Source organism: Flavobacterium sp. ARAG 55.4 (assembly GCF_051846875.1).
GTDB classification, from domain to species: Bacteria; Bacteroidota; Bacteroidia; order Flavobacteriales; family Flavobacteriaceae; genus Flavobacterium; species Flavobacterium plantiphilum.
The window spans coordinates 137930-153377 of the sequence record NZ_JBPYCT010000007.1; the positions used below are offsets into that span (position 1 = coordinate 137930).

17 protein-coding genes and 2 tRNA genes are annotated in these 15448 nt (G+C 33.2%); 8 read left to right on the forward strand and 11 right to left on the reverse strand.

All coding sequences use genetic code 11. The annotated features are described in order from the left end of the window. Positions 1–35 precede the first annotated feature (35 nt). Positions 36–1361, forward strand: a complete 1326-nt coding sequence (locus ACSV4D_RS09815) for a sugar porter family MFS transporter (RefSeq protein ID WP_439228149.1) — start codon at positions 36–38, stop codon at positions 1359–1361. Positions 1362–1394: 33 nt separating this feature from the next. Further along, positions 1395–2180, forward strand: coding sequence for a gluconate 5-dehydrogenase (locus ACSV4D_RS09820; RefSeq protein WP_439228150.1), 786 nt, complete (start codon positions 1395–1397; stop codon positions 2178–2180). 207 nt (positions 2181–2387) lie between these two features. Here the strand turns inward: ACSV4D_RS09820 and ACSV4D_RS09825 are convergent, their stop codons facing one another. After that, positions 2388–3134: an SDR family NAD(P)-dependent oxidoreductase gene (locus tag ACSV4D_RS09825; RefSeq protein WP_439228151.1), complete on the reverse strand. Its 747-nt coding sequence runs from the start codon at positions 3132–3134 to the stop codon at positions 2388–2390. 167 nt (positions 3135–3301) lie between these two features. On the opposite strand from ACSV4D_RS09825, the gene ACSV4D_RS09830 reads away from it, so the two are divergent. After that, positions 3302–3646, forward strand: a complete 345-nt coding sequence (locus ACSV4D_RS09830; RefSeq protein ID WP_408082062.1) for a winged helix-turn-helix transcriptional regulator — start codon at positions 3302–3304, stop codon at positions 3644–3646. Between the two features lie 175 nt (positions 3647–3821). Here ACSV4D_RS09830 and ACSV4D_RS09835 read toward each other — a convergent pair. Both ACSV4D_RS09835 and ACSV4D_RS09840 read right to left on the reverse strand, forming a co-directional pair. Beyond that, a tRNA-Leu gene (locus tag ACSV4D_RS09835) sits at positions 3822–3904 on the reverse strand. A 41-nt stretch (positions 3905–3945) separates the two neighbouring features. Next, positions 3946–4018, reverse strand: a tRNA-Lys gene (locus ACSV4D_RS09840). Between the two features lie 127 nt (positions 4019–4145). On the opposite strand from ACSV4D_RS09840, the gene ACSV4D_RS09845 reads away from it, so the two are divergent. Then, a complete protein-coding gene (locus tag ACSV4D_RS09845) occupies positions 4146–4664 on the forward strand; it encodes a shikimate kinase (RefSeq protein ID WP_439228152.1) in 519 nt (172 codons plus the stop codon). Here ACSV4D_RS09845 and ACSV4D_RS09850 read toward each other — a convergent pair. Both ACSV4D_RS09850 and ACSV4D_RS09855 read right to left on the reverse strand, forming a co-directional pair. Next, positions 4656–5156 (reverse strand): phosphoribosyltransferase family protein, encoded by a 501-nt coding sequence (locus ACSV4D_RS09850; RefSeq protein ID WP_439228153.1) that lies wholly within the window; start codon positions 5154–5156, stop codon positions 4656–4658. The two genes, ACSV4D_RS09845 and ACSV4D_RS09850, sit on opposite strands and share 9 nt — an antisense overlap. Positions 5157–5204: 48 nt before the next feature. Beyond that, the gene (locus tag ACSV4D_RS09855) at positions 5205–5600 is read right to left on the reverse strand and encodes an RNA-binding S4 domain-containing protein (RefSeq protein ID WP_408082059.1); all 396 of its coding nucleotides are present in this window, start codon (positions 5598–5600) and stop codon (positions 5205–5207) included. 78 nt (positions 5601–5678) lie between these two features. Here ACSV4D_RS09855 and ACSV4D_RS09860 point away from each other — a divergent pair, with 78 nt between their 5' ends. Beyond that, complete coding sequence (locus ACSV4D_RS09860) at positions 5679–6659, forward strand: FKBP-type peptidyl-prolyl cis-trans isomerase (protein WP_439228154.1); 981 nt, start codon at positions 5679–5681, stop codon at positions 6657–6659. 95 nt (positions 6660–6754) lie between these two features. Here ACSV4D_RS09860 and ACSV4D_RS09865 read toward each other — a convergent pair whose 3' ends face one another. The 4 genes from ACSV4D_RS09865 to ACSV4D_RS09880 are packed head-to-tail and all read right to left on the reverse strand — an operon-like array spanning position 6755 to position 10950. Continuing rightward, a complete protein-coding gene (locus tag ACSV4D_RS09865; RefSeq protein WP_439228155.1) occupies positions 6755–7402 on the reverse strand; it encodes an alpha/beta hydrolase in 648 nt (215 codons plus the stop codon). A gap of 19 nt (positions 7403–7421) precedes the next feature. Further along, a complete protein-coding gene (locus tag ACSV4D_RS09870; protein ID WP_408082056.1) occupies positions 7422–7748 on the reverse strand; it encodes a hypothetical protein in 327 nt (108 codons plus the stop codon). A 4-nt stretch (positions 7749–7752) separates the two neighbouring features. After that, the gene (locus ACSV4D_RS09875; protein ID WP_439228156.1) at positions 7753–9006 is read right to left on the reverse strand and encodes a dihydroorotase; all 1254 of its coding nucleotides are present in this window, start codon (positions 9004–9006) and stop codon (positions 7753–7755) included. A 15-nt stretch (positions 9007–9021) separates the two neighbouring features. Beyond that, positions 9022–10950: a vWA domain-containing protein gene (locus ACSV4D_RS09880; RefSeq protein ID WP_439228157.1), complete on the reverse strand. Its 1929-nt coding sequence runs from the start codon at positions 10948–10950 to the stop codon at positions 9022–9024. Positions 10951–11098: 148 nt separating this feature from the next. On the opposite strand from ACSV4D_RS09880, the gene ACSV4D_RS09885 reads away from it, so the two are divergent. From ACSV4D_RS09885 to ACSV4D_RS09895, 3 genes are all read left to right on the forward strand, one after another. Beyond that, positions 11099–12208: a lactonase family protein gene (locus ACSV4D_RS09885; RefSeq protein ID WP_439228158.1), complete on the forward strand. Its 1110-nt coding sequence runs from the start codon at positions 11099–11101 to the stop codon at positions 12206–12208. Positions 12209–12226: 18 nt separating this feature from the next. Next, the gene (locus ACSV4D_RS09890; protein WP_439228159.1) at positions 12227–12802 is read left to right on the forward strand and encodes a Crp/Fnr family transcriptional regulator; all 576 of its coding nucleotides are present in this window, start codon (positions 12227–12229) and stop codon (positions 12800–12802) included. A 66-nt stretch (positions 12803–12868) separates the two neighbouring features. Then, positions 12869–13405, forward strand: coding sequence for a redoxin domain-containing protein (locus ACSV4D_RS09895; RefSeq protein ID WP_439228160.1), 537 nt, complete (start codon positions 12869–12871; stop codon positions 13403–13405). Positions 13406–13444: 39 nt separating this feature from the next. On the opposite strand, the gene ACSV4D_RS09900 is transcribed toward ACSV4D_RS09895, so the two are convergent. Next, on the reverse strand, positions 13445–14794 hold the full coding sequence (locus ACSV4D_RS09900; RefSeq protein WP_439228161.1) for a DEAD/DEAH box helicase: 1350 nt from the start codon (positions 14792–14794) through the stop codon (positions 13445–13447). Positions 14795–14937: 143 nt separating this feature from the next. Then, entirely contained in the window at positions 14938–15354 is a 417-nt protein-coding gene (locus tag ACSV4D_RS09905) for a response regulator transcription factor (protein ID WP_408082049.1), read from the reverse strand. Positions 15355–15448 lie beyond the last annotated feature (94 nt).

Consider the following 15448-nt stretch of genomic DNA (forward strand, 5'->3'; position numbering starts at 1 on the left):
TAAATTACAACCAATCCAAAAAATAAAAATTAAAAATGAACAATAAAAAAATAATATACTGGTCTATAGTTGTAGCCTTAGCCGGTTTTCTATTTGGTTTTGATACCGTAGTAATTTCAGGAGCCGATAAGCAATTGCAACAATTATGGAATTCTTCCGATTTGTATCACGGTTTGGTGGTGATGTCATCAGCACTTTGGGGAACAGTAATAGGTGCTATTTCTGGTGCTATACCTACAAACGCTTTAGGTAGAAAGAAAACTTTAATTTTGATAGGAGTTTTATTTTTCCTTTCCGCAGTAGGTACCGCTTTCGCTAATGATTCCATCATTTTTTCAATTTTCAGATTCTTGGGAGGATTAGGAATTGGAGCTTCCACCATTGCAGCGCCAACCTATGTTTCGGAAATTGCTCCTGCTAAAGACAGAGGGAAATTGGTAGCCTTGTACCAATTTAATATTGTTTTTGGTATTCTGATTGCTTTCTTATCCAATTATTTGTTGCAGGATATAGGAGAGAATTCCTGGCGTTGGATGTTAGGAGTACAATCGGCTCCGGCTTTAATTTATACTGTATTAGTTTTTGGAATTCCTGAAAGTCCACGTTGGATTTATCAATATAAAAAAGATAAGGAAAAAGCGGTTGAAATATTGCGTATGGTCAATACAGATGATGAAGTAGCTGAAGAGATAAAAGCCATGGAACATGAAAAGGAACATGAAGTATTGGATGAATCCATTTTTATGAAAAAATACAGAAAGCCATTGATGCTGGCTTTCTTTATAGCCTTATTTAATCAGTTTTCAGGTATTAATGCTTTCCTCTATTATGCGCCACGTATATTTGAATTGGCCGGTTTAGAAAAATCAGCTTCTTTTTTCAGTAGTATCGGAATTGGAATTGTTAACCTGATTTTTACCCTAATTGGAATTTCCTTAATTGATAAATATGGTCGTAAAACATTAATGTATTTAGGTTCGGTAGGCTATATTGTTTCTTTAGGATTAGTAACTCTGGCTTTTTATTTTGAATGGAAAGGTATGGCTGTTCCTGTATTCTTCTTTTTATTCATTGCTTCTCATGCAGTAGGTCAGGGGTCGGTAATTTGGGTTTTTATATCTGAATTATTCCCAAATAAATTAAGAGCAGCCGGTACTTCTTTTGGTACTTCTGTTCATTGGGTTTTGGCTGCTTTAATCCCTTCTTTTATTCCTTTTTTGTTCAAAGAAATTGGTTCTACAACAGTGTTCGCTATTTTTTGTCTGATGATGGTTTGGCAATTACTTTGGGTATTCTTTAAAATGCCGGAAACTAAAGGGAAAACTTTAGAGGAATTGTCAGAAAGTCTGGCAACAAAATAATTTTTAACTAACAACTAATAAATAAAACAAAAAATGATAAATTTATTTAATCTAGAAGGTAAAACAGCAATGGTTACCGGAGGAATACATGGATTAGGAATGGCAATGGCAGAAGGTTTAGCCAGAGCAGGAGCAGAACTAATTATTACCAATAATGTACAGGAGCCTTTAGAAATGGCTATAGAACAATATAAGAAAGCAGGATTCAAAGCAACGGGTTATGTGTTTGATGTTACCGATGAGGTAGACGCTGAAAAGAAAGTAGCAGAAATTGAAGCCAATCATAGTAAAATTGATATTTTGGTTAACAATGCTGGAATTATCATGCGTGTTTTAGCTATCGATATGCCTGTTTCTGATTTCAGAAAAGTGATTGATGTAGATTTGGTCGGACCATTTATCATGTCAAAATTAGTAGCCAAAGGAATGATTGCACGCCAATCGGGTAAGATTATTAATATTTGTTCGATGATGAGTGAATTAGGTCGTGACAATGTGAGTGCTTATGCTTCTGCCAAAGGAGGATTGAAAATGTTGACCCGCAGTTTAGCAACGGAATGGGCGAAATATAATGTTCAGGTTAATGCAATTGGTCCGGGTTATTTTGCTACTTCTCAAACAGCTCCAATTCGTGTGGATGGTCATCCCTTCAATGATTTTATTATCGGCAGAACGCCTGCAGGACGTTGGGGAGACCCTGAAGATTTAGCCGGAACAGCAGTTTTCTTGGCTTCAGATGCCAGTAATTTTGTTAACGGTCAGGTGATTTTTGTTGATGGTGGTATTTTAGCTACTATCGGGAAACCTTCTAATGAATAGAATGTTTTTTAGCATTTAAATTATAAAGATGATTTTCACTATATCTAAGATGATTGATAAAAAGTAATTTTGAAAAAATATAAGTGATAATGAAAAACAATACTAGGGTTTGACTAAAGTAAAAAGTCAAAGCCGTTATTTTTTTACTGACACACTTTTTGGAATAGTGTTAATTGCAGGTTCTTTATAGGGCAAAATAAAATTTTGTTATGCTAATACCATTCCTCCATCCATTATGATATTCGCACCAGTTATAAACTTTGAAGCATCACTACTTATATAAGACACCATTTTTGCCACATCTGACGCAGTTCCCATTTGTTTCAACGGAACTTTTTGTTCTACTACAATATCCATAATTGATTTTACGGCTGTTTCATCTAGTCCCACTTTTTTCATTACTTCTGTTTCTGTTGGACCAGGACTAACCGAGTTAACTCTGATTTTTCTTGGAGCTAATTCTAAAGCTGCTGATTTCATAATCGAATTTAATGCTGTTTTACTAGAGGAGTAAATAGATGAACCAGATCCTGGCATACTTGCTGTATTTGAAGAAAGAAAGACAACTGACGCGCCGTCTTTTAATATCGGAATAAAGCGACTTAATGTAAAAAAAGCGCCTTTAAAGTTGATGTCAATAATGTTGTCAAATAACTCTTCCGTTGCTTGCTCAATTGATCCTAACCCTGCAATTCCAGCATTGATAAAAAGAATGTCAACTGTTCCAAAATCGTTCTTTACTTTTAGTACCAGATTTTCAATGTCTGAAATACGAGACTGATCAGCAACAATAGCATGAACTCCCAATTCCGTAGCAACTTTTTCTATAGCTTCTTTTCTTCTCCCGGTAATAATAACGGTTGCTCCTTGTTCTTTTAATTGTTTGGCTGTTGCATAACCAATACCGCTGTTTCCACCCGTTATAATCACAACTTTATTTTTTAAATTATCCATCTTTATGTCTTTTAAATTAACTCTACAAATTTAAAAATGAAACACTATTACTTTTTTAATGGTATCATGGAGTATACTGAAAATTTGAATAGTCAATAAATTGTTCTTTTATATATTGCATGCCTTTAGTACCTTTATGAAAGGTTATACCTGTAAATAAAAAGGTTATGGAAAGAAATCAACAAGAAGAAGTTCGCGCACTTCAGGACACTATATACGTTTTAGGTGGTAAATGGAAGTTACCAATCATTAATTCAATTTGTAATGGGAATACAAGATTTAAAGAAATTCAAAAGAGTATTCCTGGTATTACCTCCAGAATGCTTTCCAAAGAATTAAAAAACATGGAAATTAATAATCTGGTTAAAAGAACTGAAGATCATGATGCAGAAATTACAATTATATATGAGTCTACTGACTATTGTAAATCTTTTGGTCCCATTATTGTCGAAATGATAAAATGGGGAATATCTCACCGAAAACACATTAAAGATAGAAAGCTAAGTATATAACATTAATCGTATTTGGGAATAATTCCCTTAATTTTGAATACAATAACTTGAATAAAAATGTATTTGGATATGCAAATAAAAACAACACATTAAGTTAAAATGCTTTTTTGTAATTAATTTTAGTGAATAGTTATAAAAAAAGTGTTAAATGAATCAATTTAACACTTTTTAAAAGTGACCATGGAGGGATTTGAACCCTCACGCCCTTGCGAGCACCACCCCCTCAAGATGGCGAGTCTACCGTTTCTCCACATGGCCTAAAAGTAAAAAAGGTTAAGTAATAATTACTTAACCTTTTGTGACCCGACTGGGGCTCGAACCCAGGACCCCATCATTAAAAGTGATGTGCTCTACCAACTGAGCTATCGAGTCTTGCATCGTTCCCTGATTGCGGGTGCAAATATAAGGCGTTTTTTTTATTATTTCCAAGCTATTTTATTATAAATTTGTCTTTTTTTAATAATAAATTTTAACACCTTAGTTTATAGGGTTTTATTCTATGAAGAAAATTATACTACTAGGTTACATGGGTTGTGGAAAGTCAACTGTTGCCAGAGAATTATCAAAAAAGCTGGAAATTCCTTTTGTTGATTTGGATGAATTTATCGAAAAAAAGCTGGGATTAAGCATAAAATCGATTTTTGCCGAAAAAGGAGAAATCTATTTTAGGAAATTAGAACACGAATGTTTTGTGGAATTATTGAATTTTACCGAGCCTATTATAATTGGACTAGGTGGGGGAACACCTTGTTATGCTAATAATCATGAATTACTTAAAAGGGATGATGTATTGTCGATCTATTTAAAAGCTTCTATAGATACTTTAGTTGGCAGGTTATCATTGAATAAAAGCAATAGACCTCTTATTGCCAATAAAAATGATGAAGAGATGAAAGAGTTTATTGCTACTCATTTATTTGAAAGAAGCTACTATTACAATCAGGCGCAATATAAAATTGTTGTAGATGAACAAACTATTGCGCAGACTGTAGAAGAAATTTTGGCAATTTTAACTTAACCAGGCACAGCTGTTGTCATCATGGTCAAATTCTACCTGTACATGCTCTAACAAGGATGTAGAAAGTGAAATCCCTTTAAAATCGGCTTTTACAGGATATTTTTTATGATTACGGTCAACTAAGACTGCTGTCTTGAATTTTTTTAATGGCACATCCAGAAAATGTTTTACAGCATAAATTAAGGTTGTGCCTGAATTCAATACATCATCTACAACAATTAATCCTTTATTAGCGTATTCTTCAGCCGGTACAGAAGTCTTAATGGCAACAGCAGGATTTTGTTTGTCTACATGAACTTCACATAGAATAATCTTTAAATCAGAAATGGTTTTTAATTCTTTAGCAATTTTTTGTGCAAATACATAACCGTTAGTTGCTATTCCGGCAAGGACTACTTCGTCTTCATCAATAAAAGTTTCATAGATTTGGTAGGCAATTCGTTTGGTTTTATGTTTGATTTCCTGATTTGTCAGAATGATATTTTTACTCATGGTTTTGTTTTTGTTTAAAATTTTAGATTATGTAATTGTTTTTCTAAATTACAAATTTTCCTCGTCGTCATCGTGATGAATTTCATTTCCGTAATCATCAATATCTCTTCGGTCTTTTTTAGTAGGTCTACCCGTTCCTGTTTTACGATAATGTTCTTTAGATAATTTTAATAATTCTAAATGCTGGTATACTTCTGCAGGGGTATCATTTCTGCGGTAAATATCAACCAGTTTGGCGCCTACACGATTTTCAGGAATATCTAATACCGTAATGGTTTGCGTAATCTGATCTTTTCTAAACGTAATTTTATCGGTAGGAAATACTTCTTTGGAAGGCTTTGCAACGATACCGTTTACAGTAATATGATTTTTTTTACAGGCTTCCGTAACCATATTTCGGGTTTTATAATATCGGACACACCATAGATATTTATCTATTCGCATAAAATTTCTAAAATCAGAGTTAAATAGTTTACAAAAATAAATCAATATTGTATCTTGCGCACTTAAAATTCAGTTATAATGAACAAATTTAGGTATTATTTTATTTTAATAATTACAACACTCTCGTTATTTTCATGTTCGAAAGACGATAATACTATTGAAGAAGTGCCTCTTAGAGATTTTGGAGAACAATATGCAAAAGACAATGATAGTATTGAAAAATATTTGAACAATTATTATATAGAAGAAATTACCGATGCGCCCGGACAACCGGAAGATCAGGATATCAAAATGACTAAAATTCCTGAAGGAGGAACACAGGCACCAATAATGTCACTTTTAAATAGTCCTACTTTTCCAAAGTTGTTAATAAGAAGTATCAAATTACATGAAATCACATATAATATTTATTATTTAGTTTTAAGAGAAGGTGTAGGAGAAAAACCATGTGATGTTGATGGTATATTCGCTACATATAAAGGTACATTACTTAATGAAACAATTTTTGATCAATCTTTTGATCCACAGAGACTTTGGGTTTTAGATCCAAATGCAGGAACAGGAAGTGTATTTGTTGAAGGCTGGAGACAGATTTTTCCACAGTTTAGAACAGGGACATATACTGAATCAGGTTTGGGAGATGGAACTTTAACTTACTACGATTTTGGTGCAGGAGTGATGTTTTTGCCTTCCGGAGTAGCATATTATGGTTCTGGTCAAGGTTCAATACCAGCATATACACCGATAGTTTTTAGTTTTAAATTATATGAGTTAAGACGATACGATCAGGATAACGATGGCATTCCTTCTTATTTAGAAGATATTGATGGAGATGGTTATGTGAGAACATTGCCTGGAGGGGATTCAAGTACTGATGATTCTGATGGCGACGGCATTCCTGATTATTTTGATGCTGATGATGATGGTGATGGTTTTTTGACCAGAAGAGAAATCACTGTAAATGGAAAACTGATTCCGTTTGAATCAATTCCCGATTGTAGCGGAAATACAACAAACCCAGATAGAAAAAAGAAATATTTAGATAAAAACTGTTACTAAATTGATTCTTTAAAAAGTATAAAAAATCCCGTCTTGTTCTAAAAAAGAAGACGGGTTTTTTTTATGTAACTAGTTTTTTTTTTTTTTTTTGTAAATTAATTTTGTTTCAGCCAGTTACTGAAATCATTAAAAACCTGAGGAGAAACGCCATGACCAATAGGATATTCATTATAAACGGATTCAATTCCCAGAGTAGTTAAAAAAGATTTTGTTTTTCTGGCCCATTCTACAGGAATCACCTGATCTACGGTACCATGCGCAGCAAATATTTTCAGATTAGAAAAATCATTGTTTTTATAATTTTCTTCAAATATAGGTTCGCTAATGTATCCGCTCAATGCAATGACTTTCTGAACTTTATCAGGATGTGACAATGCAATAGCCTGACTTAAAATAGCGCCCTGGCTAAAGCCTAATAATGTAATTTCATTTGGGTCTATAGGATAATTAGTAACTAATTCTTCAATAAATGTAGCTATTAAATCTCTTGATTTTTTAGCTTGTTCGTGGTCAGAAAACTTATTTTCATTGGCATCAAAATTAATGGCATACCAGGCATAGCTTCCGTATTGTAAATCATAGGGAGCACGTGCTGAAATGACATAATATTCTTCCGGAAGTTCAGAAGCAAACGAAAACAAATCAGCTTCATTGCTGCCATAACCGTGTAATAATAGCAATAAAGGATTTTTTTCTGATTTTATTTTGGGTTCTCTGATGAGGTATTCTAAAGATAGGTTCATAATATTAAGTTTTGTGATTTTAAGAGATGCTTTTGAACCATCTCTGATATAGGTTCCCTACAAGCGGCATTGGTTTTGTATCGCCTTTTATAGCGCTTAAAATTCCATAAGCCCAAAGTACTGATATAAAAATCCACATAGGAGCAGTTATCATCATGCTGTCAAAATTGCTGATGATTAATCCTAAAGAAATAAAAGTTAACGTAATTCCTAACCCCTGACGTATATGAAAAGAAGCATAGGGATTTTTATCTTCGGCATTCATAGACATCGCAATAAATACACCCACGCCTAAAATGTAACTGGTTATTGCAGCAGTTTTTCCTTTTTCAATGGTATTATTCATGTTTTTAAGCTAAAATTAATTTTCCTTTATTGATAATTCCGTATGCTTTTCCTTGTGTTTCCATTCCTAAAAAAGCAGAATTTTTAGATTTGGATAAAATACTGGTTTTAGTAAAAGTACTTTTTCCTTCAGGATTGAATAAGCTGATGTTGGCAATTGCTCCTTCTTTTATAACCGAATTTTCGATACCAAAAACTGTTTTTCCTTCGGTTAGTTTTTCTATTATTTTTTCTAATGGAAGGACTTTTGTCAATGTACAAAAAGCGCTTTCCAGACCAATTGTTCCGTTTTTTGCGGTATCAAATTCCATTTTCTTATGTTCGATATCAATAGGATTATGGTCCGTAGTAATCATATCAATCGTATTGTCTAGAATTCCGCTTATTAAAGCCTGTCTGTCAGCTTCCGTTCTTAATGGCGGAGTTACTTTGTAACGAGTGTCAAAATTATCTAATTTTTCGTCTGTCATTGTTAAATGATGTACGCTCACGCTACAGCTTACTTGTAAGCCTTTGGCTTTAGCTTTTTGGATTAAAGCAACTGATTTTGCTGTAGAAATGGTTGGAATATGCATTTTTCCGCCAGTATATTCTAGTAAGAATAAATTGCGGGCAATTTGTAATTCTTCGGCTAAATTTGGAATTCCTTTCAGTCCCAAACGGGTTGAAACTACGCCTTCATTTACTACGCCATTTCCTTTTATTTTTTCTTCTTGTGCAAAAGCAATGACTAATCCATCAAAATCTTGGGTGTATTGCAAGGCAATTTTTAGCAAATTGGCATTGTCTAAACTTCTGTTGTAATCGCCAAAAGCAATTGCACCTGCTTGTTTCATATCAAACAATTCAGCCATGTCTTTTCCTTCGGTATTTTTAGTCAATGCACCAATTGGGAAAAGTTCCGTAGCTTGTCCATTAGCTTTGTTTTTTACAAAATTAATTTGCGATTGATTGTCAATTATAGGAAAAGAATTGGGTTGCAAAGCAATGCCTGTGAAACCGCTTTTTGCAGCAACTAGCAATCCGTTAGCAATTGTTTCTCGGTCTTCAAAACCCGGTTCACCAAGACAAACACTGCTATCAAACCAACCTTGAGAAACATGAAGATGATTCAGTTGTACTTCTTCAACGTTTTCTGGATTAGCTAATGAAGTTGCAATTTTTTCAATGAATCCATCTACTATTAAAATATCTACCGTTTGATTATTGAAAGGACTTTGTGGGTCGATAATTTTGGCGTTTCGGATAATGAGTTTCATAAGTAGAATATGTTTTTATTTCAGGAATTTTATAATGGCTATTTCGCATACAAGGAAGAGCAGTGCAAAGATAACAAACCATTTCCAAAGTTGATTATCCATTCGGTCGCTTTGTATGCTGCGAAAAACACTTTCAATAGACTCAGAAGTTTGATAATCGGATAGTAAATTGTTATCCAGTTGGTTGAGGTTACTTTCGCTTCTGTTATAATTAAAACTGATATTTTCAATCCATTGTTTTTGATTGTAAATTTCAAAATTTCCAGCTTCTTGTGGCAAATCGTTAAATGTCATTTTAACTTTTGAATTCATAATTTGCTGAATTGGAATAAATTGTTCGTAGCTATTTTTGACTTCTAAAATACCATCTTTAAGAACAGAAGCATTCACAATAAACGGATTAGTATTGCCAATAGTCAACGCATTGATGCTGTTGTTTTGATTGAATTGTGCCATTTTATAAAATGCAGGAACAATTAAAGGCGATTGTTGAAAGTTAGAATTTTCGGTATTGATAGGTGCCGAAAATACATATACGACTGAAACAGGTGTAAATAAAGCCGAAAGAAAAGCAGTTTGATCATCATAAATCAAAGCTCCGGAATTGGAATTTGAAATAGCAAAGGAAGCTTTGGTACTTGGATATTGGAAATTACTAATCCTATTTTCAAAAACACCAGAAAATAAAGGATGATTGAAATTGATTTTGCTGATTAATTTCTCTACCGTTTCATAAGATTTGAATTGGATGTTTCCAAAATTCCCCAAGAATGAGTTTAGCGTAGCAGCGGAACATTTAGCAGAAGGAATAACAATTAAATTGCCGCCTTTTTGAACAAAGTCTTTCAATGTAATTTGCAAAGCTTGCGGAATTTCATCCAATTCATTCAAAACCACAGTATTTTGTTTCTCTAAATTGTTGTAATCTAAAGTCGCTAATTCCGAATTGCTGTAGTTGAATTCGTCGTTAGTATAAATACGTTGTAAAAAGTTACTTTTTTGGGCTTCGCCAATGCTGATAATGTTGATTTTTTTAACTTTTGAAATACTGAAATAAAAAGTATTGTCATAAGCTAAGCTGTTATCAGTAATGGAAACATAACCGTGGAAAGCTTGTTTAGGAATGCTAAAATGCAATGTTTTTTTAGGACTGTCTAAATGAGTTACGGTTTTAGCAATCAGCTTTTTTTGATTGTAAATGGCAATTGGAACCGATTTAATGTCCTCGCCAAAACGGGATAAGTTTACATTGATATCATAGAAATCATTGGTGGTTTCATCAATAAAAACACTGTCAATACTAACATTGTTTTTTTGTTCCGATTTTGGAATGATAAAATAGCTAACGTCAGTTTCAGGAATATTTTTAAGTTGTTTTTCATTCAATCCTACCGCATCCGTAATGATAATGATGTCTTTTTTTATATTACCAGGACGTGCATTTATTTTAGCTAAAATTGGATTTAAGTCAAAAGGAATGGCACTGTATTTTATATTCTGCAGCGTGCTTCTAATTGATTTGATATCGGTATTCCAGTAACTTTCCGTATTGGTGATCAGCGAAAATTTCTTGTTTTCTGGTGCTTCTTCTAGTAATTCTTGAACAGCTCTTTTTAGTAATTCTCCCTTTTTCCCTTTGGCTTGCATACTAAAGGAATTGTCCAGAATAATATACATCTCGTTTGAGCGGTTTTTATGGTCTTTTGCATCAAAATAAGGCTGAGCAAAAGCTAAAATAATAGCTGCCAGTAGCAATAAACGGCAAGCAAGCAACAACCATTTTTTTAGTTGGGAACTTTTTCTGGTTTGAATGCTGATCGATTTTAAGAATCGAACATTGGTAAAATATTCTTTTTTAAACCTTCGAAACTGAAATAAATGAACCAAAATAGGGACAATCAATAAAAAGAGAAAATATAAAATTTCAGGATGTTTGAATTGCATTCTTATTTTGGCTTTTATTTAGTATCCAAAAATACAAATTTGTAAACAGTTTTAAATGGAGAGTGTAGGATTTTTTAAATAGATTTAAATCCTATTATTGATTCGGTTTTTATATGTATTTTAGCAGTTATCAAATAAAAAGTATAAAATGAAAAAAGGATTTTTAGTTGCTTTAGTCTTATTGTTTTGCAATGGTATTCAGGCACAGGAAAAGAAATTTAATTTAGTTATAGGAACTTACACTAAAAGTTGCGAAAGTAAAGGAATTTATGTGTACGAGTTTGATACCGAAACTGGAGAGACTGTATATAAAAGTGCCACGGAGAATGTTGTAAATCCCAGCTTTTTGACGCTTTCTAAAAAGAATGATTTTGTTTATTCGGTTAATGAGGATGGACCCAAAAGTACGGTGAGTGCTTTTAAATATGATTCTAAAAGTGGAAAATTAGATTTTCTAAACAAACAAGACATAAATAATCCAGGACCGTGTTATATTATTAATGATGATAAATCGGTAATAACTGCTAATTATACCGGTGGTAGCGTTGCTGTTTTCGGAAAAAATAAAAACGGAAGTCTGACTCCTCTGAAGCAATTGGATCAACATTTTGGGAAAGGACCAAACCCGAAGCGTCAGGAGAAATCACATGTACACATGGTACAGTTTTCGCCCAATCATCAATTTGTTTTAGCAACCGATTTAGGAACCGACCAAATGTATTTGTACCAATACCATGCGAATGCTGCCAAACCATTGGAACTTAAAGACAGTATTAGCGTAAAAGCGGGGAGTGGTCCCAGACATTTTACTTTTAGCAAAGATGGAAATAAACTTTATTTATTGCAGGAACTGGATGGCACTTTATCAGTTTTTAATTATTCTAAAGGAAAATTACAATTGGTCCAGGAAACTACAGTGGTGGAAGAAGGGTTTAAAGAAAGTTTTACAGCCGCTGATATTCATATTTCGCCGGACGAACAATTTTTATATGCTACCAATAGAAAAGAAGCCAATACCATTAGTTGTTTTAAAATTCTGAAAGATGGAAAACTGGAATTGGTATCCAGAAACAGTACTCTGGGTGATGGACCTCGTAATTTTGCTATAGATCCAACAGGAAATTTCCTTTTAGTAGCCCATCAATATACAAATGATATTGTTGTTTTTAAAAGAGACAAAACCACAGGAAAGTTGACTGATACCGGAAAACGAATTCCTTTGTGCTCACCAGTTTGTTTGGTTTTTACTAAAATATAATTCTGTGATTGTAGTAGAATGAGTGTAGCATTATCAAATTTTTTATCTGAAAACAGAATTTTAGGAACCGAATCAGCTAAGATTTTAGAGGGATTTTGGAATAAGGACAAAGTTCTCCAATCAAAAGAACTGTTGTTGGGGTTTAATCAAAAAGATTCCAATTTGTATTTTGTAAAAAATGGTTGTGTACGCTTATTTGTAATTGATAAAAACGGAGAGCAGATTAATTTGGGTTTTGGATATGAAAATTCGTTAATCACCTGTTTTCAGACTTTTATTGAAGGAAAACCTTCGTTGATAAGTATCGAAGCAATCGTTGATACAGAGCTGGTAGCCATTGCTAAGGAAAATTTGATGCCATTGATTCAAAGTAATTCCGAAATTGCACTTTGGTATCAGTCCATGCTTGAATTTACCTTATCAGGTCACATTCAACGACAAGTAGAGCTGTTGACCTTAAAACCCTATGAGCGCTACGAAGTTTTTATAAAAAGAAGTGGTCATCTGATTAACAGAATTCCGCTCAAATTTATCGCTTCTTATTTGATGATGAAACCAGAAACCCTGAGTAGGATACGAGCTAAGATTTCTTGATTTTAATCAAGTGTGAATTGTTGTTTTAATTCCAAATTTGTGATTGTAAATATAAAATCATCAATTATGAAATTAGCTTCAGGTCAAAAAGCCCCGTTGTTTGTGGTAAAAGACATTTTTGGAAATACTGTAGATTTGGATCAAATCCAGAATCAAAAAATTATGTTGAGTTTTTTTCGCTATGCTGAATGTGCTATGTGCAACCTTCAGATTTCTAAAATTATGAAACACAAAGATTCATTTGCTGAAAAGGGAATTAAACTAATCACTGTTTTTGAATCTCCGGCTGAAAGTTTAAAAACAAGTATTGCTAACCGACATCAGTTTGATTTCACGATAATTGCCGATACCCATCGGTATTTGTATAAATTGTATAAGGTGAACCCTTCCTGGTTAAAAACAATGAGAACCATGTCAATTAAAGGGATACAGCATCTTTCGGAGGCTGTTAAACTGGGTTTTAAAGCAGGTGGAAAAGTAGAGGGAACCTTGCATCAAATTCCAGCTGATTTTTTAATTGGTTCTGATAAAAACATTGAAATAGCTCATTATGGAAATAGTGTGATTGATCATTTTCCTTTGGAAGAATTATTTAAAAACTAGCATAAAAAAAGCCTGAAATATATGTTCCAGGCTTTATAATTATTTCTTTTTCTTCTTTTTGGCAGCTTGTTTTTTTAGCATATTTCTATTGACAGAACCATGTGTTTTCTTTTTGGTTTTGGATGGTCCGCCAAGATTGACTTTTTGGTTCTTTTTAGCTTTTTCGTGAAAAGCTCCGTCTCCATCTGTCTTGGGTCTTTTCATTAAAATCTTAATGGGTTGCCTGTCTTTTTCAGGACCAATTAATTTTGTAGAAATCTCTACTTCTTCAGGGAAATCTTCGATGTCTAATTCCATATTCATCAAAACTTCTGCAGCCACTTTTAATTCTTCTTCACGTGGCGTTACCAAGCTTATAGCTGTTCCTGTAGCATCGGCACGACCGGTACGGCCAATACGGTGCATGTATAATTCAGGTTCTTCGGGCATTTCGAAATTGATAACAAGAGTAATGTTTGAAATATCCAAACCTCTCGCCATAATATCCGTTGTAATTAATCCGCGAAGGGTTCCTTCCTGGAAAGAAGCCATAGTATTCAAACGGTAATTTTGTGATTTATTAGAGTGAATCACACCAAAATGGCCTTCAAAATCTTCCTCAATACTTTCGTGAAGCATATCAGAAATCTTTTTGTTGTTTACAAAAATCAAAACCCGACTCATGTCTTCGTTGTTTTTTAATAAATGCTTTACTAAGTTAACTTTAGTATTGAAATTAGGAACATTATACGTAATTTGTCTGATTCGTTCTAATGGAGTACCAGATGGTGAAAGGGTAACTTCTTCAGGATAATCAAAATAGTCATTCAAAATAGCATCAACTTCATCGGTCATAGTAGCCGAGAATAAGATGTTTTGACGTTTTTTAGGCATCATTGCTAACAAGGCAGTCAGCTGAACACGGAAACCTAAATTCAGCATTTCGTCAAATTCATCAATAACTAGCTTTTGCATGTCTTCAAAACGAACCACATTGTCTAAAGCCAAATCCATCGTTCTACCCGGAGTTCCTACAAGAATATCTGAACCTTCATAGACTGATTTTTTTTGGGTATTGATATTTACTCCTCCAAAAATCCCAATGGTTCGGATAGACATGAATTGGGTTAACTTTTCCAGCTCTTCAACGACCTGAACTACAAGTTCTCTGGTAGGAACTAAAATGACAATTTTAGGAGTATGTGTTACACTAAATTTGTATTGCTTCAATAAAGGTAATAAGTAGGCAAAGGTTTTACCAGTACCTGTTTGTGCAATTCCCATCATATCTCTTCCGGACATAATTACAGAAAAAGATTTCTCCTGAATAGGAGTAGGAGTTGTAATTCCTAATTCATCAATTGCTTTTTGTAATGATTTAGGAAGATTGAATTGCTCGAAAGTGGCCATAAAACATATATTTTGTGCAAAGATAGTCTTTTTGAAAGTAATGGAGATACAACTGAAGGAATCGTCTTTATTAAGAAGAGATATAAAAAAAGAGCAGAATTTAGAAAATTCTGCTCTTAATATTATTTGTTTAGTTTTATAAGTTATGCACTGATATTATTCTTTGTTGAGTTTTCAAAAAACGTATTTCGTGCAAACAATCTTTTTACTCTGAGTTTTAGTTCATTTGGGTTAAAAGGTTTAGGAACAAAATCATCAGCTCCAAGGTTAAATGCCTCCATAACAGTTCCTTCTTCTTCTCCCATTGAAGATACTACTATGACCGGTACATGTTTATGATTTTCTTTTGAAAAACTTATTATTTCTAATCCTGATTTGAAAGGAAGTATAATATCAGTTATTATCATATCGGGATTGAGGGTTTTTATTTTTTCAAGACCTTCAATTCCGTCTTTAGCAATTATTATTTCATATCCTTCTTTTTTAAGAACAAATTCTAAAATTTTCACCATTAAAATATCGTCCTCAATTACTAAAATTTTGTTTACGTTATCTTCCATTTGCATGATGTTTTGCTTTTCTAAGTAATAATGTAATTACTATATTTCTTTTATTTTTTTCTCAAAAGTTATACAAACAAATATAGAGGTATAA